This window comes from Neobacillus sp. B4I6 (genome assembly GCF_050434045.1).
Taxonomy (GTDB): Bacteria; Bacillota; Bacilli; order Bacillales; family Cytobacillaceae; genus Neobacillus.
Genome location: NZ_JBNPWB010000002.1, coordinates 5,638,028 through 5,658,662 on the forward strand (window position 1 = coordinate 5,638,028; position 20,635 = coordinate 5,658,662).

Sequence of the window (20,635 nt, forward strand, 5' to 3'; positions counted from 1 at the left end):
AGATTTTTAAAAAAATGGGAGTGAAGATAAATGAAAGTAGGTTTAAGTACGTATAGTTTAGTTCGAGAGCTAAGGGAAGAAACGATGACGGTATTAGATGTTATTCAATGGATTGCTGATCATGGCGGAGAACATATGGAAATTGTCCCTTATGGTTTCTCAGTTGTAGACAATCCTGAATTGGCCGATCAAATTAACGAAAAAGCGGCATCCTTAGGGATTGAACTGTCGGCCTATTCATTGCCTGCAAACTTTGTCCAAGAGACTGAAGAAGCTTTTCATGAAGAAGTGGAGCGTCTAAAAGCACATGTGGACATTGTCAATCGTTTAGGGATAAAGATTATGCGTCATGATGTAACGGCCTTTACTTTACTGCCCGAAGAAATGACGATTCATTACTTTGAAAAGCATTTTTCGAAATTCGTAAAAGGCAGTCAACTGGTGGCTGATTATGCAGCCCAGTTCGGCATTACCACCACTATTGAAAATCATGGGTTTAATGTCCAAACGAGCGATCGTGTCCAACGAGTTATTCATGCCGTGAACCGTGAGAATTTTAAAACAACACTTGATGTTGGGAATTTCCTTTGCATTGATGAAGATCCGCTTGTAGGGGTGAAGAAAAATATTAACTATGCTGCCACTGTCCATTTTAAAGATTTCTATATTCGTCCTTATTATGAAAACCCTGGCGATGGAGTTTGGTTTCGAACGGTCAATGAAAACTATTTGCGGGGAGCCATTGTCGGTCATGGAGATTTAAACATTCGTGAAATTATGAAACTTGTTAAAAACTCAGGATATGATGGCTATTTAACGGTAGAGTTTGAGGGAATGGAGGATTGTAAAATCGGTTCGAAAATTGGGATGGATAATGTAAGAAGATTATGGAATGAAGTTTAGTAATCGATAGAAGGGATGGATACATTTGGAGCTTTTACGGGTTTGTGTGATCGGGACTGGTTCGATTTCTGATATGCATTTAGCCTCTTATGCGAACAATCCAAATGCCGTTTTATACGGCGTATATGACTATTCAAAGGAGAGAGCGGAAGAAAAGGCAAAGAAGTATGGAATTGGAACTGTATATGACTCTTTAGAGAAAGTATATCATGATCCTCATATAGATGCGGTCAGTATTTGCACCTGGAATAATAGCCATGCCGAAATTTCCATTAATGCCTTAAAAAGCGGGAAACACGTTTTAGTAGAAAAGCCCCTCTCCATGACGGTAGAAGAAGCATTAAAGGTGGAGGAAGCGGTCCGTAAATATAATAAAACCTTACAGGTTGGTTTTGTGAGGAGATTCGCTACGAACACAAGAGTATTGAAATCCTTTATTGACCAGGGGAAATTAGGAGAAATTTATTATGCCAAAGCCTCGTGTTTACGCCGTTTAGGGAATCCCGGCGGATGGTTTGCTGATAAAGAACGCTCTGGAGGCGGACCTTTAATAGATCTTGGTGTACATATCATTGATATTTGTTGGTATTTAATGGGGCGCCCCAAAGTGAAATCCATCTCTGGGAACACCTATCGTCAACTTGGAAATCGTGGAAATGTAGAGAATTTAGGTTTTTATAAAGCAGCGGACTATGATAAAGGAAAAAATACAGTGGAAGATTTGGCAAACGCCCTCATTACATTTGAGAACGGTGCTTCCTTGTTTGTAGATGTTTCTTATACTTTACACGCACAGAAAGATGAAATACAGGTAAAATTATTCGGGACAAAAGGAGGAGCTGAATTAGAACCAGAGTTAGTTTTAATTAGTGAGGAAAATGACACCATTGTGAATGTTCACCCCCAGATTGATCAACTCACTTTTGATTTCTCAAATGCGTTTCAAAATGAAATTGATTCATTTGTGACATGCTGCTTATTCGATACAAAACCAGTTGCATGTGTTGAAGATGGTGTTGAAATCATGAAAATTTTAGCTGGTATCTATGAAGCCTCAGAAAAGAAATGCGAGGTGACATTTTAACCCCATGAATCATGTAAGAGTAACCAACAAAATTGGTGTGATTGTTGATAGTCTTCGCTTGCCGCTTCGGGAAGGATTAAAGGCAGCCAAAGAAATGGGAGCAGATGGTGTTCAAATTTATGCAGTTGAAGGTGAAATGGCGCCGGAAAATTTAAGCTCCACTTCACGTAACGAGTTAAAAAGGTATATCGAGTCAATAGGATTAAAAATCTCGGCACTTTGTGGTGATTTAGGTGGTCATGGGTTCCAAGACCGCCAGCAAAATCGAGCGAAAATCGAAAAATCAAAACGGATTTTGGATCTTGCAGTAGAACTAGGGGCCAGTATCGTAACGACACATATCGGTATAATCCCTGAAGAAAAGGACAGTCCTATTTATGAAGCCATGCAAATGTCTTGTGAGGAATTGGGGGCTTATGCCAAAAGTATGAATTCCTACTTTGCGATTGAAACAGGTCCGGAAACTGCTGCCAGATTAAAATCCTTCTTGGATAGCTTAACGACCAATGGAGTTTCCGTCAATTTTGACCCGGCCAATATGGTGATGGTAACGGGTGATGATCCCGTGGAAGGTGTGAAGCTTCTAAGAGATTATATCGTCCACACCCATGTGAAGGATGGGATCCGGTTAAAACCAGTAGACCCTCGTGATGTCTATGGGGCCCTTGGCTATGGAAGTGGTACGGATCATGAAAAAATTTCCAAAATGGTTGCCTCCGGTGAGTATTTTAGAGAATTACCGCTAGGCAAGGGAGCGGTAGATTTTCCCCGATACTTTGCGGCCTTACAAGAAATCCGTTATAGTGGTTATTTAACTATTGAGCGGGAAGTTAACACGAACCCAGTCAAAGATATCTCTGAGGCGATTGAATATATTAAAACATTCAAATAGGAAGAACTGCACCTGCTAGCAAATCTTATGAGAGAATCTAATTCTCTCAAGCATGTTGCTTTTGAAAAATGATGTTAGTTCTTTCTAAATAGAGAATTACCATGATTTTTTAAAGGAATTTTTCGGAAATGGGATGTAAATAAATGGAAAAACATGATCAACTCTTAATGAAAAAGCAAAACAAAAATTTAGTCCTCGACATTGTCAAAAACCACTCTCCTATTTCAAGAATGGAAATTGCGAAAGTGACTGGAATGAGCCCAACTTCCATTACAAGGATTATTCATGAGTTACAATTACAAGGATTTGTGAGAGAAACGGAATTAGTCACTTCAGGAGTAGGAAGAAAGGCAGCATTACTTGATGTATGTGGTGATGTTCTTTATACAATCGGAGTTGAAATAGATACATTAATGATCAAAATAGGCATCGTCAATTATGTCGGAGAAATTGTAGCATGGCAGAGTATACCGAGAGAAGCAACTGAAGGCTACAATGAAACGCTGGAAAAAGTAAATAGGAATGTGAAGGGCTTAATTGATAAAAATCGGATCCCTTCGGAAAGGATTATTGCTATTGGAGTAGGATTACCTGGATCCATAGATTATAAAAATGGAGTCGTTACGGTTTCGGACCAATTAAAATGGAAGAACGTAAACCTGGCGGAAGACCTCCATCAACTTACCCATTTTGCTGTCATTATTGATAATGAATTAAAAATGAAAATAGAAGCAGAGAATTTTAAGGGAATGGCAAAGGATTCCCAAAATGCCGTTCTAGTTGGTATTGGATCAGGTATCGGTGCCGCTATCATTCTTAATGGAGAAATCTATCGAGGAGAATCCAATAATGCAGGGGAAATTGGTCATACGGTTATTAATCCGACTGGAAATGTCTGCAATTGCGGAAAAATCGGCTGCCTTGCAACCTATATATCCGAAGGGGCTCTTATCGCTGATAGCAGGAAAGTAAAGGAGATTGATTCAATCGATGAGGTATTCGACTCCTACCGCAATGGAGAATCGTGGGCCATCAATATTATGGATCGAACAACGACTTATATAGCTCTTGCGATTAGTAATATATTATGTCTGTACAATCCAGAGGTCATTATTCTAAGCGGAAATACCATCGAAAATCTTCCTGAAATAAAAGGACCCATTGAACAAAAATCTGAGTTATATATTTGGGAACCATTAAAAGAGAAAGTGAAAATTGTATATTCGCAGTTAGGTGATCGAGGGGTTGTGCTTGGTTCAGCGATTCAGGCGCAAAATACCCTGTTGGATTTGGAGTAGCTATTTTTGCTCATGAGAGGAGTATAATATGAATACGGATACGTTAGTGGAAGAAAAGAGAGCTGGATTGCTTGAAAATGTTCATATCGGGATGATTAGTGGTGTAAATGATAAGCTGGAAACCACTTACCATGTTGGGGATCAGGAGCATTACACATTCTATCGGTCTGCAGCAAAGCCAATTCAAGCTATTCCTGTATTTTTATCAAATGTTGTAACTAAATACGGTTTAACGAGGGAAGAAGCTTCTCTGTTTACAGCTTCTCATAGGGGAGAAACCTATCATATTGCCGCTCTTGAATCCATGGTAAAAAAATTACCTGTCAATGAAGACGAATTATTTTGTCCTTGTTCCTATCCGCTAAATGTGAAGCCGAGAGAGGAAATGGTAAGAAAAAACAAGGAAAAAAGAAGGATTTATCATAACTGCTCTGGGAAACATATGGGTTTTATCACGGTTTGCCGTGAACTTGGATATCCAGTTGAAGGATACTGGGAAGTAGATCACCCACTCCAACAACAACTATTGAATATTCTAGCGACATTTTCTGAAGTACCCATTTCAGATATAAAAATTGGAAAAGACGGTTGCGGAGTCCCTGTTTTTGCGGTTCCATTAAAGAATATGGCCATGACTTATCTAAAATTAGCCTGTCCAGATTTAATTAAGGACCCATTATTGCAAAAAGCAGTTACACAAATGACTAGCATTATGAATGAGCATCCCATTATGATTGCTTCAGAGCAATTTATTTGTTCCGTATTGCTACAGGATCAAAATATCGTGGCAAAGGGCGGAGCACAGGGGGTATATTGCTTTGGCTTGAAAAATGAAAGACTTGGATTTGCCTTAAAAGTGTTAAATGGTTCTGAAGATGTTTGGCCAACAATTGTAGCCGCTATCCTTGAACAAATTGGTTACAAAAATAAAGAAACGATTACTAGTTTAAGAGATTTAAAACCATCCATTATTAAGAATGATGCAGGGGCTGAAGTTGGGACGGTTAATGAGCGGTTTTTGCTTATCGGAACTCATGAGGAACCTGTAAAAAATCAGGAGATTTAATACGAGTTGGTGGTTCCGCAACTTAATTGAGTATGCTAGGTGGGTGTTTATGCTAAAGGAAGTTTGTGTGGAGAATTTTACAATGGTTCCTGCGGCTATAGCAAGTGGTGCTAGTCGGATTGAGCTTTGTGATAATCTATCAGTTGGAGGCACCACAGTGAGTCACGGGGTAGCTGCCAAAACCATTCAATATTGTCATAACAAAAATATTAAGGTAATGACCATTGTTAGACCCAGGGGTGGAAACTTTATTTATAATAAAGAAGAAATAGAGATAATGCAAAAAGATATTGCCCATTTTAAACAGTTGGGGACCGATGGAGTTGTAATTGGCTGTTTAACTGACTCGGGTTGGATTGATGAGGGAGCCATGCTTACTTTGCTAGAATATGCAAAAGGGATGGAAATCACATTTCATATGGCTTTTGACCAGATAAAGCACGACTATCAGTTTGAAGCAATTGATTGGCTAGTGAAACAACATGTGAATCGGATCTTAACTCACGGAGGTCCGAGTTCTTCACCGATCGAAAATAACCTTATTAGGTTGAAGGAATATGTGGATTTTGCGAAAGACAGAATTATTATTCTGCCTGGTGGGGGAATCACTGACAAGAACCTAAATTATATCGCAAGTAAATTAAATATCGATGAAGCTCATGGGACAAAAATAGTAGGGAAGCTAAATTCCGGTGCCTGTGGTCTAGCCCCTAATTAATGGACACCACTAAAAAACAACAAATTTAAGTGCTTTTTGGGAATTTATAATACCAATTAAGGGGTCAGTCCTCCACTACTTTAAAGTAGTGAGGACTGACCCCTTTTTAGCAATCTCTTTTGACCAAACACGATTGCCTTATTTTCCTCCTAAAAATTTTTTAAGAGCTTCTTTATTTTGATGAAAGTCCACTTCTAATACTTCACCAATCTCTTCATAACGTTTATTTTGAAAACTGCCATCTTCAGGGATTCGAATGGTTTCTATGTCTCCACTTTTCTTAGTCAAAATGTCTTTTCCGATCGTCAAAAGTGTGTAAGTATCAATATTTGTATCGATGTATGTTTTTAGAAGACCTAATAACTTAGGAAGTTTCACCACAATATGTGGACTTACAGCTTTTTCTTTTAATTTTGAGATCACTTCTTGCTGTCTTTGTACCCGTCCGAAGTCACTTAAACGATCATGACGAAAACGGACATATCCTAACAGCTCTTTACCATGCAGTTGTTGCTTTCCTTTTTCTAACTTCATTCCTATGCCAGAAGACATCTCATAGGGTACGTCTACTTCAATTCCATTTGGAACGAGGAGATCGACAGCTTTTTCGAATCCTTTAAAGTCGACTATCGCATAATAATGAATATCTAGCCCGAAATTTTCTTTAATGGTTTCCTTCAGTAATTCTGGACCCCCATATGTATAAGCTGCATTTAATTTTTGTGGGTTATGTCCAGGTATAGAGACATACATATCACGCATTAGGGAAATAAGTTTCACCTGATGAGTGTGTTGATCATAATGTGCAATCATGATCGTATCAGTTCGAGCTTGTTTTTCTCCACGGGAGTCACTTCCTAATAAAAGAACATTTACTGCATCATTTTTATTTTTCTCCCCTTGAAAGGAATGTTTTGCTTCAACTTTTTTAAGTGGTTGGTTCAGCTCTTTTATAGTTCCTTCTATGTACTGAAATACAGTAAAAAGACCAACCAAAAAGATACCTATGAGAAGAAGGGCTTTAAATACTCTACCCCATCTTACTCTTTTTCTTTTCTTTCTCGTTCGTACCAAACTTTGCACCACCTAGGCTGAATTAATTTACACGATATTCTATGTATCTATTAGATTATGGACGCTTCTTCAGTTTCTGAAAGGGTTAAACAGAAAAAGAAGGAGTTTCGATCTTTTTAAATAAACCCTTAAAGTAGTCATTATCCCATAATTACTTTACATCTTTTTGAATATTAGGTTACATTTTTTTGAAAATCGGATTACATAATCGCGTTGCCTGTCACACCTCGGATTTTTTTGAAGATTGATAGATTAATAAGTGGCAGGCACCGTCAGTTAGATTGTAAGGAAGTTTGCGGCATTAGAACAACCATAACGACTGTTAAGTTCTTGTTCACATTCCAGCTTTGTAAAGAAGAATTAAGTTTTAGGAGAGGTTACTTTAGCATTGGTTTTCCGTCTCCAATCCAGATTATAAAGTTAAAAAAGGGTCAGGCCCCCACTACGTTAAGCATTATTGTAGTGGGGCCTGACCCTTATTTGAATTGGGAGAAATCCTAATTCAGCTGCCCAACTGGGTTCCTTTTTAAAAAAGGCATTGTTGGAGACAGTTATCGACATTATTTTCAGGTATTTGAAGCGGTAAGTCAAGTCATGGTGGGTACTGAGGAGAGTTTTAACCAATCGTTTGTGTAGTGGGGAAAAGGCGGGAAATTAATAGAATTATGAAAGTTTATTTGAAACCTATCTGATTTTGTGGAAAGTTGAGATATTTCCTGCGGAATTTACTTCCGGTTCTCGACAATTTTCATTCTTGCCTGGCAGGAGAGGCTCTTATAAATCAGTACTTGTAGATTTTTTAACTAAACGTTTGAGTAGTATAGCTTAAATAGAAATTAATTGAACGGCTTTCGATTAGTGACAAAAGTGGTTTGGACCGTTTCTTTCCCCAATTTTAAGACCATTTTTCAACAATTTATTTATGTCTTGGGGAAGGCTGATTCATATTTATCAAGGAGTGCAGCCATTCTAATCAAACGATTGATTGAAAGGGAAACTTGAGGGAAATGGGCGAAGTTTGTTTCATTTGTATCTATCTGGTGTATGGCACCGCATTTGCGGTGCTTTTTGATTGTGAAAATAAATAGCCCAATCCTATTTTGAACCGAGCTACTTCAAAGTTTTATTTCAAAGCTTCTTCTACTAACGCACCCGTTACTTTAAGTACAACACTTCACAATCTGCTTCGTTAATCAAACCAAAATAGGCGATGCCTTGTCAGAGCATCGCACCCTTTAGTTGAAGAAGAAACTCAGATGTTATTTGCAATACGCACTACCTAATGCTTGTTCTTATTAACTATTTGCATGAAGGTCATGAGCAATTCGTGACTTTTCCATAACTTTTTATTTTTTAATTATTTCTTTTCGTTCTACCATTTGAGGCGGTTCTTCCATCCATCCGTTATTAATCATAATCTTTGCACCTTCATGGGCATATTCGAAAATATCTTTAGTAAAAGCAGTATTTTTTGCTGCCAAGTCATTCCGTAAACTAAAAGCAGTTCCTACAGCATTGCCCCCCATAGAAAAACTGCAAAACATACTGGTACAATACATCATGAGCTTATCAGAAAACGGAGCAACTGTTGAACGTGTTGCATTTCCGCCCGAAGTAGCAGGTATTTGAATACCATCTTCGAGAAATGTTTCACTCATTTCTTTAATAACACTTTTGGAGAGTTCTGCTCCTTTTGCAAAAAATTTCTTTACTTCTGTACTATTTGCACATTGAGCAAAACCAATAATCATTTGTAAACCAGTAACATTTGATTCAATGCCATGATAAATATAAGCAACTTCTATCGTGTTTAATGTTCGTTTTTTACCAAGTTTAGTAAATGGATTCATTCCAGCCAAATAGTCTTTGTCTTTTACAAACTCAGTCGAGTTGGGCATAGAAACATAAGGAGAGCGAGCAATCATTCCTATTTCAATCAAATATTGTGTGCAAGAATTATAATACTCTTGGGTAATGGCGGTAAGCTCCTTAAAAAGCATGATAATGTCTTCACGATAAGCCATGTTTATATTTAGAGTATGCAACCCCATACTAATTTCTTGTAGTAACCGTACAAACAGGATATCAAAACCATTCTCATATAGCTTTGGAACATCTTTATTGACATCTTGAGAAGAAAATCCGACTGGGATTGCAGCCCCTTCACTTTTAAAAATATGTGTTATTTTGCCAACATAAATGTCTATTTCATTGTATAAATCAGTCATGATTTTTTTGGCTTTTTTGTCATCAGCTTTTTCAATAAAGTATTCTAGCATTCGCAAAATCATCGTTTTCTCTTGGTATGTAATCCATAGAACTCCAAGTTCGGATGACGTTATTGCAGGTTTCTCAGGCATACTGGAATTCCTCCTATATTTTTTCTTCTTTATTTTGCTCTACAAATAATACAATATCCTAAAAATTTACCTACTTTACCTCGTTAATTGAATTATAGAAAATAATATTTTTTCCTTTAGCTAGAATATTTGTGACTGCTAGAATAAAGTGAACAGTTTACGCCAAATAAATATGAACACTTATTTACTAGAATACCTATTGCCTTTATCATAGATTTTTAGGTTCTAAGATAAAGGCAGGAGGATTTGGAAGGTGGATAAGTTTGAAATGTACATACAGATTAGAGGACTGGTTAATCAGCGCTACAGCGTTTCAGCTATCGCGAGAAAGTTAGAGCTATCAAGAAATACAGTATATAAGTACCTTAAGAAGTCACCAGATGAAATGGCAGAATGGACGGCATCAACTATGATCAGAACGAAGAAAATTAGATATACATAAAGAATTGATCTTGAAATGGCTAAGGGAATACCCGGACATTTCCGCAGCACAGGTAAATGATTGGCTGAAAGATAAATTCCCCACCTTCAAAGTTGGTGAAAGTACCGTACGGAATTATGTGAAGGAACTTCGAGAGGAGTTTTCTATCCCTAAAGAGGCTCAGAAACGAAACTATGAGGCAATACCTGATCCTCCAATGGGTGAACAAATACAGGCTGACTTTGGATTTGTCACCGTAAGAAATAAAGTTGGAAAGCCGGTCAAACTCATGTTTATCGTATTTGTGCTTGCTCACTCGAGATACAAATATGTTTGGTTTCAAAATCGTCCCTTTACTACCAAGGATGTAGTTGAAGCCCATAAAAAAGCGTTTGTTGCTTTTGGTGGAGTCTCTAAGGAAATTCTATATGATCAGGATCGTTTGTTGGTGGTCTCCGAAAATGAAGGCGATCTCCTACTGACTGAGGAATTTCAGCAGTTTGTCAACGAAGTAAAGTTTAAGGTGGTTTTATGCCGGAAGGCAGATCCTGAAAGCAAAGGAAGGGTCGAGAACGCCGTGGGGTTCATCAAGAAAAACTTTGTACTACATAGAGTTTTTAACAATATTGATTCCTGGAATGAGCAGTGCCAGCACTGGCTGGGCAGAACAGGAAACGGTAAAATCCACAATGGGACAAAAAGAAGACCCGCCGATGTGTTTCTCCTGGAAAAGCAACACATGAGGCAGGTCAGCCTATTAAATCATAATAGTAATAATAGTATAACAAGAAGTGTACGGAAGGACAACACGGTATTATTCCTTTCGAACCGTTATACGGTGCCTCTCGGCACCTATCAGAAACACCCAGAAGTTCAGATAATGAGAAATAAAGAAAATAAACTAATCATTTATGTCAAAGAGACAGGAGAAGTATTGGCAAGTCATTCAATCAGCCCCGATAAAGGTCAACTGATTCGTAATACATCCCATCAGCGTGACCGCTCTAGAGGACTTAATGAATTAATGGAGGCTGTGGGTAGCCACTTTACAAACGGTGAGATGGCCCAGATGTATTTTCAGGAGTTACGAAAAAGATATCCAAGATATCTCCGTGATCAGTTGAGTATCATAAAAAAGTGTATTGATGTAAGTTCTGTCGAAGTACTTGATGATTCACTTGCGTTATGTATGGAAAGACAACTTTTTAGCGCTAACGATTTTCAGGATGTGGTCCAGTTATTGAAACGCCAGCGCCAAGTTAACTTGAACAGTCTAAACGCTATCGCTGAAACTAAACCAACATCTGCCGATATAGAGGAATTGCCGTTACTTAACGAAGAAGCTAAGCAGCGTCCATTTGATCAATATGTCGCAATCATGGAGGGAGTTAAATGAGACAGATCCAGAAACTTCAGGATGCCCTCGTATCTCTCCGACTCTCGGAAGCTTCAAAAGAGCTTCCCGCTATTCTGGCCAAAGCTGAGAAAGATCAAGTTAGCTACCTTTCTTTCTTAAATAATCTGGTAGAGTACGAACGAAACAAAAGAGATGAAAAGAACATGGAAAAAAGGCTTAAACTTGCCTCTTTTCCATGTATAGCCCCTTTGGATGATTTTAATTTAGAGGAACAGGAATCGATGAGCCAAAAGGAATTTAATCAATTAAAGGAATTGGCATGGGTGGAGCAGCTCTTTAACCTAATCCTATTGGGGCCTCCAGGAGTCGGTAAGACCCACTTGGCAGTTGGACTAGGACTTGAAGCTATACAAAAGGGCTATAAGGTTTCATTTATATCAATGGGAGAATTGGTCCACACGTTAAAAACTCTGGACATCACGAGGAAATCACAAACTAGGATAAAAAGAATTAAGGACTCTCATCTAGTCATCATTGACGACTTAATGTACGCAGCTATGGACCCAAGAGAAGCCAACCTTTTCTTTCAGCTAGTCAATGATTTATATAACCATTCATCAATCATCCTTACGTCCAACCGATCTCCGAAGGAGTGGACAGAATTGCTTGGGGATGTGGGTGTAGCTACAGCCATATTAGACCGTCTGATTCATCGTGCAGAGATTGTGAGCTTCAATGAAGATAGCCACAGAATGAGAAACAGACAAAGGATCTTTAATGAAGAAAGTGTTCAAAAATAATCAGCAAAATTGTTCATTTCTACTTGACGCTCACAATATTTCAATACTGTATTAAGGAAAATAAATTTGCTTGAAAAATTCGAAGAAGAAAATTGGAGGAAATTTTGATGGAGGGATGGAAGAACCACCCCATCTCCAAATAAATACGAATAGTAAAAGAAAAGTGATAGAAGTGAATATCAATGATAACAAAAGATGAGCTTGAAAAAATACTTTGGAGTATTGCTTTACCTGGGTTTGCTCAAATTCTGAACAAGAAATTTTTTAAGGGATTACTTTTCATTGGATTAGAAATATTGATTAATGTCCAATCCAACTTTAATGATGTAATTATTCTGAGTTTTAATGGGGAAATTGAAAAAGCCATTGGACAAACGAATTACCAATGGTTGATGTTTTATCCTTGTCTTTATTTTTTTGCGATTTGGGATGCTTACAGTGATGCAAACGGTAAAAAAGCATCCTTAGCGTTTCTTCCGTTTGTGTTTTCCGCTTATTTAGTTACATTAGGGCTTATTTACTCAGCAACATTTAAAGTAAAAGGAATATTACTCGGACCAATTTGGCTACCAATGTTGTCTTTACCCATCGGAATACTGATTGGATTTTTTTTGAGATATACACTTTTGCAATTTATATATGATGCCGAGGAAACTTAGGAACACTAGATCAAAGAAATTAGTGAGTCTTCAATAAAATAAACGCCAATGGAATCCTTGGGCGTTTATTTTTATTGAACTAACCTGCCCCGTTACTTGAAGAAGAAAAGCGATCCTTCGTTGTTGAAGCATCGCACCCGTTAGTGAAGGAAGTAATAATTATTCTTTGCCTTTGGAATGTGACTCAATTGAATTAACTTTTTGAAGAACCACTTTTACAAATATTCCAATTAATATATAAAAAGGGACAGAGTATAAGTGATTCCATTTAATGATTTTGTATATCCCAAGCCATTGAAAGATATTTTCTCCTATATATGAAGCAAAAGACGCATAGGTTATAATTGCTAATATATATTTTTTCCAAGTAGGAAATCTCTGATAAATCATCGAGTAAATAAAGGGAACAATAGATAAATCAGCAGGGGTAAACTCATCTCTTTCTAATGGCGTTAAAGTATATGGATATATCCAAAAACCTAGAGATGTACCAATTTGGTCCAAAATGAAAGCAATTCCTGCTGTAATCAGCCCAACCAGACTTATTTCTTTTAACCGAGTTTTATCGACAAATCTCCACCATAAAAACAATGGAAAAATAACAACAAAAATTTCAAACCACCACTGATATGTAAAAACCACATCTTGAGTCCAGTAATCGAACCACAACTTTCGGAGGTAGTTATAGGTCTTTTCTATTTTTTGAAACCTGTCCATTACTCTCCTCCTCTTTTAATTTAAAAACTGACCGATATACATATATCCCTCGCATCTATAACAATCTTTTTTAATATTCCTCTCAATAAACCCAATTATTACTATTTCTTCTTCCACTAACCTGTTCCGTTAGTTTAAGTGCAAACCTTCACAATATAACATATTGTTGATCCACCAATTTTTTAATTTATAAAAAGAGAAAAATTTCGTCAACAAACGAGAGTAATATTTACTAATTAAACAGAAGACAGGGAGGACAAAAAAAAGTACCCCATTAAGGGTAGTGGCTCCTCTAGGTCTTTATTACTTCAATTCAATAGCTCAGTTCTCACATAAACGGTAATTTATTGTTATGAAATTAAAAACCCCCCAGCAATGCTGGAGAGTTAACAAACTTTACTCTTCTTTTTTGGATAAACAACGGTCACAATCTATCAAATAACTTTCTGCTTGCTCTTGCATATGCTGCCCGCATTCAGGGCATTTCTTTTTTGGCAAATTACGGAAAAATTCAACCGGACTAATTAACATTTAAATCTCCCCTTTATTAATACAGTTTGTTATTATTTCTATTGTTATAATACAGTATAAACAAAAAAGGGAAAAATGTATAGACCTTTTTTTAATAAATCATAAAAGTTTTAATATGTTCATTAACTCTATTTTTACCTTGTATATCCCAATCGAAATCCTAAGTATAATCATCCCATTCCAAGTTAGGAGAATAGTTTTCTAACCTCGTATTTTTTTCTTTTTTCATGTGATAAAACAATATTTTAGTCAGTGATTTCTTTTCTGATAGCCAATCATTTGAATTCTGCTCTAATTCTTCGATATTGCCAGATTTTAAACCCCGGCAAGGGTGTTAGTTCGTTATTCCTCATTTTTAATAACCTTCTATATTGATTCTGTTAACTGGGTTTACTAGAGAACATTCAGTAACAAGCCACATATTTGAATTGGGAGAAACCCTAATTCAGCTACCCAACAGGGATCCTTTTTAAAATAGGCATTGTTGGAGACAGCTATCGACATTCTTTTCAGGTATTTGAAGCGGTAAGTCCAGTCATGGTGGGTACTGAGGCGAGTTTTAACCAATCGTTTGTGTAGTGGGGAAATGGCGGGAAATTAATAGAAAGTTGTAAGTTTTAGTGAACCCCCTATGATTTTGTGGAAAGTTGTGTTATTTCCTGCGAAATTTCCAAACGGTTCTCGACAATCTTCTTTCTTCATTAGCTGGGAAAACCCATATAGGTCAGTACTTGCAGCTGTTTCAACCAAACGTTTGATTAGTATAACCCATTTGGTATTTAGTCGAATGGCTGCATTTTTGTGTGCAAAACTCCCGATTGTCCCCGAAATGAAACCGACCTGTGGAGTCATTATTTTTTGTGAACGGTTGCATTAACCGGTTGACGGAGGGATGGAGTGGTGCTATTATGTGTCTGTAATAATCACATATAGGATTTGACATCACATATGTGATTTGTGAAGAAGGAGGGAGAGTATGTCGGTAAAATCGGCTGAACGCGTTCTCCAGGTATTTGAATTACTAGCCCATAATCCTGATGGGTTATCGATTAAAGAGATTAGTGAAAAACTTTCATTTCCGCAGAGCAGCACATCGAACCTTATTGGCACTCTTTTAAAACAAGGGTATTTAAGTTTAGACAACATGAAGAAATATAAGCTTGGAGCAAAGTTAGTTCACATTGGCACCATGGCTATGGAGAACTTAGATATTTCTCTTCAAGCGAAGCCATATCTTGAAAAATTAATGCAAAGTGTTCAGGAAACGGTATTTATGGCAACGCTGTCGGGGGAAGATCTGGTCTATCTTACTAAAATAAACAGCAATCGATCGATTCGAACAACCGCTCAAACGGGATACAGTAAACCGCTTTATTGTACGGGGTTAGGTAAAACCTTTTTAGCGAATATGGCAGATGAGGAAAGAAAAAGCATCTTAGATCGGGTTGACTTAGTACCGATCACCGCGAAAACCATCACCAACAGGGAAGAGCTAGAGAAGGAACTTTATCAGTATTCATTAATTGGCTACACCATTGATGATGAAGAAAATGAAGAAGGATTATATTGTGTGGCAGCTCCTATTTTTGGTGCGGATCGAAGGATTCAAGCTGCTATTAGTGTGGCAGGTCCAAAAGAACGAATGCTAGCTCAAAAAGCAGAGGTAGTGGAGCGCGTCCTTTGGACATCAAAGAAAATATCTGAAAGTATGGGATGTATTTTATAAGAAACAAGGTGAGTACATGGATGTTATAAGCATTGGGGAAACGATGGTTTTACTAACCCCCAATACGCCTGGAAAAATGCGTTATTCCAATCAATTTACCTCGAAGATAGCTGGTGCAGAAACGAATACGCTTATTGGGCTAGCTAAACTTGGCCATAAGGCGGGGTGGATTAGCCGGTTAGGGAGAGACGAATTTGGAGCTCAAATCTTAACTGCCGTTCGCGGAGAAGGTGTAGATATTAGTCGAGTAGCTTTAGACGAGAATGCCCCAACAGGTGTATTTTTTAAAGAAATTATCAATCAAGATCGGGTTAATATTTACTATTATCGAAAAAATTCAGCAGCGAGTCAGCTCACTCCTGCTGATCTTGATCAGGAGTATATTGCTCAGGCGAAATTCTTATATATATCGGGGATTACGCCGGCTCTTAGTCCATCTTGCAGGGAATCTATCTTTCATGCGATTGAAATTGCGAATGACAACGGAGTAAAGGTTGTGTTTGACCCGAATATTCGCAGGAAGCTGTGGGAAGATGACGAGGCAAGGGCAACCATCTTAGAAATTGCAGGGAAATCAGACATTGTCTTACCTGGGATTGGTGAATGTGAATTTTTGTTTGGTACAAGGGATTGTGAAAAGGCAGCTCGTTCCTTACTTGCTTTAGGTGCAGAGACCGTTGTCGTCAAGCTTGGCGAAAAAGGGGCTTATTATTCTACTGCAGCTGAAAAAGGATATATTGATAGTTTTACAGTTAAAAACGTAGCCGATCCAGTCGGAGCAGGAGATGGTTTTGCTGCAGGAGTACTTTCTGGATTTCTCGATGGCCTATCTATTGGAGAGGCCGTGAAACGAGGCAGCGTGATCGGTGCTATGGTTGCTACCATAAACGGTGATATAGAAGGACTACCGGACAGGATTGAATTGAAGCAATTTACTCAATCAAACTTAAAGGATGAAGTCAATCGTTAGTTTTTAAGAAGGAAGGGAATGTCTAATGAGTACACTGCAAAAAATCTTAGATCACAGATTAATCGCTATTATACGCGGAGCAAACCCTGAGGATACATTAAATATTGTTCGATCCTTATATGAAGGGGGGATAAGAGTCGTTGAAATCACGATGAATTCCCCGAAAGCGCTATCTGCAATTGAGATGGTCGCTGATAAATTTGGTAAAGAAATGGCCGTAGGTGCAGGAACGGTTTTGGATCCAGAATCTGCTCGAAGTGCCCTTCTTGCAGGTGCCCAATTTATTCTATCTCCGACGTTGAAGCCTGAAACAATTCGGATGACCAAAAGATATGGTGCGGTGAGTATTCCTGCCGCTTACACTCCGACTGAAATTTTAGAGGGTTATGAACAAGGCGGAGATATTATTAAAGTTTTTCCGGCAACGACTTTAGGCCCTAAGTTTATCAAGGATATGGGGGGACCACTGCCGCAAATTCCTTTATTGCCTACAGGCGGTGTGGGCTTAAATAATATCAAGGACTATCTTGCTGCCGGTGCTGCAGGACTCGGAATTGGTAGTTCTCTTGTGAATACAAAAGAGGAAATAACAGAGGAGTATTTAGTGCGTTTAACGGAAAAAGCAAAGCAATTTACATTAGCAGCCAAAAACTAATACTACTATTAAATGGAGAGTGTTCATTATGAAAATAACAGGTTATGAATTATTCACAGTCCAACCACGCTGGTTATTCTTAAAAATTGAGACAGATGAAGGTATTGTTGGTTGGGGAGAGCCGGTCATCGAAGGTAAAGCGGCAACCGTAAAAGCTGCAGTTGATGAAATGATGACTTATTTAGTAGGTAAAGATCCTTTAAGAATTGAAGATCATTGGAATGTTATGTACCGAGGTGCCTTTTACCGAGGCGGCGCTATTTTAATGAGTGCGATTGCTGGTATTGACCAAGCTCTCTGGGATATTAAAGGTAAATATTTCAATGCACCAGTTTACCAGTTACTAGGAGGAGCCTGCCGCGATTCGATCAAGGTGTATTCATGGATTGGCGGAGATCGCCCAAGTGATACAGCCCGGGCTGCGAAGGAATGTGTAGAACGAGGGTTTCAAGCGGTTAAAATGAATGGAACCGAAGAATTACAATACATTGATTCCTATGACAAGATTGATAGAGTACTAGAAAACGTGGCTGCTGTTCGTGAGGCTGTTGGAAGAAATATTGGAATTGGTATTGATTTTCATGGCCGTGTACATAAACCAATGGCAAAAGTATTGGCTAGAGCCCTTGAAGAGTTTAATCCTATGTTTATTGAAGAACCCGTCTTACCAGAGAATAACGAAGCACTAAAGGAAATTGCTTCGTTAACTTCGATTCCGATTGCAACGGGTGAGCGTATGTTCTCAAGATGGGATTTTAAACCGTTATTACAAGGTGGATACGTTGATATTATCCAACCTGACTTATCCCATGCAGGCGGTATTACCGAATGTAAAAAAATTATTAGCATGGCTGAGGCATATGATGTTGCCGCTGCTCCGCATTGCCCATTAGGACCGATCGCTTTAGCTGCGTGCTTACAAGTAGATGCCACTGCACATAATGCGTTTATCCAAGAACAAAGCTTGGGAATTCACTATAACCAGGGCAGTGATTTATTAGACTATCTAAAGGATCCAACTGTTTTTGATTATGAAAACGGTTATGTGAAAATTCCACAAGGACCAGGTCTTGGTATTGAAGTGAATGAAGAGTTTGTTCGTAAAATGGCAAAAGAAGGTCACCAATGGCAAAATCCAGTTTGGCGCCATCGTGATGGCAGTGTAGCAGAGTGGTAATCCTTTTTTGAAATGGTGAAATGTGCTTGGGCTTACCTTTGAACACAGGGGTAATAAGGCAAAGGTAAGTCCTCTAAGCGCATGTCGAAAGATGGATTGATTGAACGTTAAAAGGATGAAAAAAATTACATACAAGGGGATGAGAAAAATGAATAATAAAGCGACGAAGGTTCGTTATGCTGTTGTGTTTATGTTGTTCTTTACCGTAATTGTCAACTATATGGACCGAAGCAACATCTCCATCGCAGCTCCTTTTATAACAAAGGAATTAGGAATAGACTCGGTTACAATGGGCTTAATTTTCTCTGCTTTTGGCTGGACCTATTGTGCCTTGCAAATTCCTGGCGGCTGGGTTTTAGATAAGTTAGGAAACCGAAGTACGCACGCCATTGGTATTGCAGGATTTTCTATTATGACTTTATTGCAAGGGTTTGCAAGCGGTTTCTCTGGGTTGTTTTTATTACGTGTAGGTTTGGGTGTGTTTGAAGCCCCTGCTTTTCCAACTAACAGTAAGGTAGCAGCTAGTTGGTTTCCAGAAAATGAACGAGCTAGAGCGATTTCCATTTACACTTCAGGTCAATTTATTGGACTAGCCTTTTTAACACCAACCCTTATTTTCCTACAGCAATCCTTTGGCTGGCGGGGATTGTTCATCATTGCCGGTATCGTTGGTCTTGCTTGGTCAGTCCTTTGGTATATTTTCTATCGCGATCCAAATAAAAGTAAAAAGGTCAATCAAGCGGAACTTGATTATATCCGCGAAGGAGACGGATTTATTGAAGGGTCCGAAAAGGGAGAAAAGGTTAAAATTGGAGCAAAGGATTTCCGTTTAATTTTGAGTAGTAGAAAATTGTGGGGCATTTTTATTGGACAATTTGCAGTGAACTCCACGCTTTGGTTCTTTTTGACATGGTTCCCTACCTATCTAGTGGAATATAGAGGATTAAGTTTTATTAAAACAGGATTTTTATCGTCATTGCCGTTTCTCGCTGCGTTCGTGGGTGTTTTATCAGCCGGTTTTCTTTCTGATTTCCTTGTGAAAAAGGGTGTTTCGAAAGATAAAGCAAGAAAAGCACCAATTATCACTGGTTTATTATTATCAACCTCAATTATCGGTGCGAATTATGTTGATAGTCCTGGATTAATCGTGATGTTTATGTCTATTGCCTTTTTTGGTAACGGTTTCGCCTCGATTACTTGGGTATTCGTTTCGCTTTTGGCTCCTAAACGATTAATTGGTATAGCTGGAGGGGTATTTAACTTCATCGGTGGTACGGCCTCTATCATTATTCCCATCGTTATTGGATTCTTGGTTAAAGGCGGTAACTTTGCCCCTGCACTAACCTTCATTGCGTGTGTAACCCTAACGGGAGCATTGTCTTATATCTTCTTAGTTGGCAAAGTTGAACGTGTAAAAGAACCAATAGATCAATTGGGAAAAGTCGCCTCTTAAATTAGCATGCCTGTGGAAATTGCTAAAGACAAAAAAACCACCTAGGATCTTCTTGATAATTGATCCTAGGTGGTTTCTCTTTTTTATGTTCGCTCCCTCATCCGCTCAGGAAGTGTCTGTATCGACTGGACGACTAAATCAAGCTTTGCTTCAATTCGGTAAAGCAAATAAAGAGTCACAACGATGGGGAAGCCCACTTGGCTGATAATTGGAATCAACTGCTCCACTTTTCTCCTCTCCTTCCATTATTGATAAAAAGAGGCTGGTTCATCATGAATCCAGCCTCTTTTCCTTATTAGGCAATTACGTAATCCGTCACATTGCGGTCGATCACTCTTGCTCCTTTTGCAGCAACAAACTTCCCGCTGCTAGTTGTGAAAACTTCAGATGCAATAATCTGCGCCATCGATAATTTTACAACTTCTTCATCGATTGGCTCTTTTGGGTTATCAACGGAAAGGCTCGCCGTTTTTCCAAACTCCGTGGTAAATTGCAATTCCAATGTTTTTGCCATTTCTTTCACCTCCTATCCCTTCTTTTTTACTAGACTATTAACCTAGAATTGCGATGCTATCATTCCGCTCCACTTTGTTTAGCGTGTCATTGCATAGAACTGCAACTGCTAGTGCAGCTTGCGATAATTGATCCGCAGTAGCTGCCTTGGTGACATTGCTAAACGTTTTCGCTTTGAGGATGGGATTTCCCTCGTCATCCATGCCCGCTTCAAATACGATGCGAAGCTTCGTTACTTCTAGTAATGCTTGTGCCATTGTC

Annotated in this window: 22 protein-coding genes; 15 read left to right on the forward strand and 7 right to left on the reverse strand. The window is 38.4% G+C overall.

From position 1 onward, the window contains the following. Positions 1-30: 30 nt before the first annotated feature. From QF028_RS30010 to QF028_RS30035, 6 genes are all read left to right on the forward strand, one after another. Positions 31-903 carry a sugar phosphate isomerase/epimerase family protein gene (locus tag QF028_RS30010; RefSeq protein ID WP_429471209.1) on the forward strand — a complete coding sequence of 291 codons (873 nt, stop codon included), beginning with the start codon at positions 31-33 and terminating at the stop codon, positions 901-903. A gap of 25 nt (positions 904-928) precedes the next feature. Further along, positions 929-1,987, forward strand: coding sequence for a Gfo/Idh/MocA family protein (locus QF028_RS30015; protein WP_429471211.1), 1,059 nt, complete (start codon positions 929-931; stop codon positions 1,985-1,987). Between the two features lie 4 nt (positions 1,988-1,991). Continuing rightward, a complete protein-coding gene (locus tag QF028_RS30020) occupies positions 1,992-2,879 on the forward strand; it encodes a sugar phosphate isomerase/epimerase family protein (RefSeq protein WP_429471213.1) in 888 nt (295 codons plus the stop codon). A gap of 143 nt (positions 2,880-3,022) precedes the next feature. Beyond that, the gene (locus QF028_RS30025) at positions 3,023-4,177 is read left to right on the forward strand and encodes an ROK family transcriptional regulator (RefSeq protein ID WP_429471215.1); all 1,155 of its coding nucleotides are present in this window, start codon (positions 3,023-3,025) and stop codon (positions 4,175-4,177) included. A 28-nt stretch (positions 4,178-4,205) separates the two neighbouring features. Beyond that, positions 4,206-5,243, forward strand: a complete 1,038-nt coding sequence (locus QF028_RS30030; protein ID WP_429471217.1) for an asparaginase — start codon at positions 4,206-4,208, stop codon at positions 5,241-5,243. A gap of 49 nt (positions 5,244-5,292) precedes the next feature. After that, complete coding sequence (locus QF028_RS30035; RefSeq protein WP_429471219.1) at positions 5,293-5,961, forward strand: copper homeostasis protein CutC; 669 nt, start codon at positions 5,293-5,295, stop codon at positions 5,959-5,961. 138 nt (positions 5,962-6,099) lie between these two features. On the opposite strand, the gene QF028_RS30040 is transcribed toward QF028_RS30035, so the two are convergent. Both QF028_RS30040 and QF028_RS30045 read right to left on the reverse strand, forming a co-directional pair. Further along, positions 6,100-7,044, reverse strand: coding sequence for an LCP family protein (locus tag QF028_RS30040; protein WP_429471221.1), 945 nt, complete (start codon positions 7,042-7,044; stop codon positions 6,100-6,102). Positions 7,045-8,381: 1,337 nt separating this feature from the next. Next, the gene (locus QF028_RS30045) at positions 8,382-9,395 is read right to left on the reverse strand and encodes a DUF3231 family protein (protein WP_429471223.1); all 1,014 of its coding nucleotides are present in this window, start codon (positions 9,393-9,395) and stop codon (positions 8,382-8,384) included. Positions 9,396-9,663: 268 nt separating this feature from the next. Between QF028_RS30045 and QF028_RS30050 the strand changes: the two genes are divergently transcribed. From QF028_RS30050 to QF028_RS30065, 4 genes are all read left to right on the forward strand, one after another. Beyond that, positions 9,664-9,837: a helix-turn-helix domain-containing protein gene (locus QF028_RS30050; protein ID WP_429471225.1), complete on the forward strand. Its 174-nt coding sequence runs from the start codon at positions 9,664-9,666 to the stop codon at positions 9,835-9,837. 10 nt (positions 9,838-9,847) lie between these two features. Further along, the gene (locus QF028_RS30055; protein WP_429471227.1) at positions 9,848-11,212 is read left to right on the forward strand and encodes an IS21/IS408/IS1162 family transposase; all 1,365 of its coding nucleotides are present in this window, start codon (positions 9,848-9,850) and stop codon (positions 11,210-11,212) included. Beyond that, complete coding sequence (gene istB, locus QF028_RS30060; protein ID WP_429465747.1) at positions 11,209-11,973, forward strand: IS21-like element helper ATPase IstB; 765 nt, start codon at positions 11,209-11,211, stop codon at positions 11,971-11,973. Before QF028_RS30055 ends, istB begins: the two co-directional genes overlap by 4 nt. A gap of 182 nt (positions 11,974-12,155) precedes the next feature. After that, positions 12,156-12,632 carry a hypothetical protein gene (locus QF028_RS30065; RefSeq protein WP_429471229.1) on the forward strand — a complete coding sequence of 159 codons (477 nt, stop codon included), beginning with the start codon at positions 12,156-12,158 and terminating at the stop codon, positions 12,630-12,632. Between the two features lie 159 nt (positions 12,633-12,791). On the opposite strand, the gene QF028_RS30070 is transcribed toward QF028_RS30065, so the two are convergent. Both QF028_RS30070 and yhfH read right to left on the reverse strand, forming a co-directional pair. Further along, complete coding sequence (locus QF028_RS30070; RefSeq protein ID WP_429471231.1) at positions 12,792-13,349, reverse strand: CBO0543 family protein; 558 nt, start codon at positions 13,347-13,349, stop codon at positions 12,792-12,794. A gap of 396 nt (positions 13,350-13,745) precedes the next feature. Beyond that, on the reverse strand, positions 13,746-13,880 hold the full coding sequence (yhfH, locus tag QF028_RS30075) for a protein YhfH (protein WP_429471233.1): 135 nt from the start codon (positions 13,878-13,880) through the stop codon (positions 13,746-13,748). Positions 13,881-14,856: 976 nt separating this feature from the next. Here yhfH and QF028_RS30080 point away from each other — a divergent pair. The 5 genes from QF028_RS30080 to QF028_RS30100 all read left to right on the forward strand — a co-directional run bounded on the left by QF028_RS30080 (position 14,857) and on the right by QF028_RS30100 (position 19,861). Continuing rightward, a complete protein-coding gene (locus QF028_RS30080; RefSeq protein WP_410887637.1) occupies positions 14,857-15,606 on the forward strand; it encodes an IclR family transcriptional regulator in 750 nt (249 codons plus the stop codon). 16 nt (positions 15,607-15,622) lie between these two features. Then, the gene (locus QF028_RS30085; protein ID WP_429471235.1) at positions 15,623-16,576 is read left to right on the forward strand and encodes a sugar kinase; all 954 of its coding nucleotides are present in this window, start codon (positions 15,623-15,625) and stop codon (positions 16,574-16,576) included. Positions 16,577-16,601: 25 nt separating this feature from the next. Continuing rightward, positions 16,602-17,231: a bifunctional 4-hydroxy-2-oxoglutarate aldolase/2-dehydro-3-deoxy-phosphogluconate aldolase gene (locus QF028_RS30090; RefSeq protein WP_429471237.1), complete on the forward strand. Its 630-nt coding sequence runs from the start codon at positions 16,602-16,604 to the stop codon at positions 17,229-17,231. Positions 17,232-17,259: 28 nt separating this feature from the next. After that, entirely contained in the window at positions 17,260-18,408 is a 1,149-nt protein-coding gene (gene dgoD, locus QF028_RS30095) for a galactonate dehydratase (protein WP_088090027.1), read from the forward strand. Between the two features lie 148 nt (positions 18,409-18,556). Beyond that, the gene (locus QF028_RS30100; protein ID WP_429471240.1) at positions 18,557-19,861 is read left to right on the forward strand and encodes an MFS transporter; all 1,305 of its coding nucleotides are present in this window, start codon (positions 18,557-18,559) and stop codon (positions 19,859-19,861) included. 83 nt (positions 19,862-19,944) lie between these two features. Here QF028_RS30100 and QF028_RS30105 read toward each other — a convergent pair whose 3' ends face one another. From QF028_RS30105 to QF028_RS30115, 3 genes are all read right to left on the reverse strand, one after another. Beyond that, positions 19,945-20,088 carry a YvrJ family protein gene (locus QF028_RS30105; RefSeq protein WP_066248207.1) on the reverse strand — a complete coding sequence of 48 codons (144 nt, stop codon included), beginning with the start codon at positions 20,086-20,088 and terminating at the stop codon, positions 19,945-19,947. Positions 20,089-20,156: 68 nt separating this feature from the next. Further along, a complete protein-coding gene (locus QF028_RS30110) occupies positions 20,157-20,375 on the reverse strand; it encodes a DUF2922 domain-containing protein (RefSeq protein ID WP_098932548.1) in 219 nt (72 codons plus the stop codon). A gap of 37 nt (positions 20,376-20,412) precedes the next feature. Continuing rightward, complete coding sequence (locus QF028_RS30115; protein ID WP_429471242.1) at positions 20,413-20,631, reverse strand: DUF1659 domain-containing protein; 219 nt, start codon at positions 20,629-20,631, stop codon at positions 20,413-20,415. Between the last annotated feature and the right edge of the window lie 4 nt (positions 20,632-20,635).

Bases quoted from the DNA above. Each gene is read 5' to 3' on its own strand.
- QF028_RS30010 (WP_429471209.1), top strand. From the start codon at position 31: ATGAAAGTAGGTTTAAGTACGTATAGTTTAGTTCGAGAGCTAAGGGAA.
- QF028_RS30020 (WP_429471213.1), top strand. From the start codon at position 1,992: ATGAATCATGTAAGAGTAACCAACAAAATTGGTGTGATTGTTGATAGT.
- QF028_RS30025 (WP_429471215.1), top strand. From the start codon at position 3,023: ATGGAAAAACATGATCAACTCTTAATGAAAAAGCAAAACAAAAATTTA.
- QF028_RS30030 (WP_429471217.1), top strand. From the start codon at position 4,206: ATGAATACGGATACGTTAGTGGAAGAAAAGAGAGCTGGATTGCTTGAA.
- QF028_RS30035 (WP_429471219.1), top strand. From the start codon at position 5,293: ATGCTAAAGGAAGTTTGTGTGGAGAATTTTACAATGGTTCCTGCGGCT.
- QF028_RS30045 (WP_429471223.1), bottom strand. From the start codon at position 9,395: ATGCCTGAGAAACCTGCAATAACGTCATCCGAACTTGGAGTTCTATGG.
- QF028_RS30050 (WP_429471225.1), top strand. From the start codon at position 9,664: ATGTACATACAGATTAGAGGACTGGTTAATCAGCGCTACAGCGTTTCA.
- istB (WP_429465747.1), top strand. From the start codon at position 11,209: ATGAGACAGATCCAGAAACTTCAGGATGCCCTCGTATCTCTCCGACTC.
- QF028_RS30065 (WP_429471229.1), top strand. From the start codon at position 12,156: ATGATAACAAAAGATGAGCTTGAAAAAATACTTTGGAGTATTGCTTTA.
- QF028_RS30070 (WP_429471231.1), bottom strand. From the start codon at position 13,349: ATGGACAGGTTTCAAAAAATAGAAAAGACCTATAACTACCTCCGAAAG.
- yhfH (WP_429471233.1), bottom strand. From the start codon at position 13,880: ATGTTAATTAGTCCGGTTGAATTTTTCCGTAATTTGCCAAAAAAGAAA.
- QF028_RS30080 (WP_410887637.1), top strand. From the start codon at position 14,857: ATGTCGGTAAAATCGGCTGAACGCGTTCTCCAGGTATTTGAATTACTA.
- QF028_RS30085 (WP_429471235.1), top strand. From the start codon at position 15,623: ATGGATGTTATAAGCATTGGGGAAACGATGGTTTTACTAACCCCCAAT.
- QF028_RS30090 (WP_429471237.1), top strand. From the start codon at position 16,602: ATGAGTACACTGCAAAAAATCTTAGATCACAGATTAATCGCTATTATA.
- dgoD (WP_088090027.1), top strand. From the start codon at position 17,260: ATGAAAATAACAGGTTATGAATTATTCACAGTCCAACCACGCTGGTTA.
- QF028_RS30100 (WP_429471240.1), top strand. From the start codon at position 18,557: ATGAATAATAAAGCGACGAAGGTTCGTTATGCTGTTGTGTTTATGTTG.
- QF028_RS30110 (WP_098932548.1), bottom strand. From the start codon at position 20,375: ATGGCAAAAACATTGGAATTGCAATTTACCACGGAGTTTGGAAAAACG.
- QF028_RS30115 (WP_429471242.1), bottom strand. From the start codon at position 20,631: ATGGCACAAGCATTACTAGAAGTAACGAAGCTTCGCATCGTATTTGAA.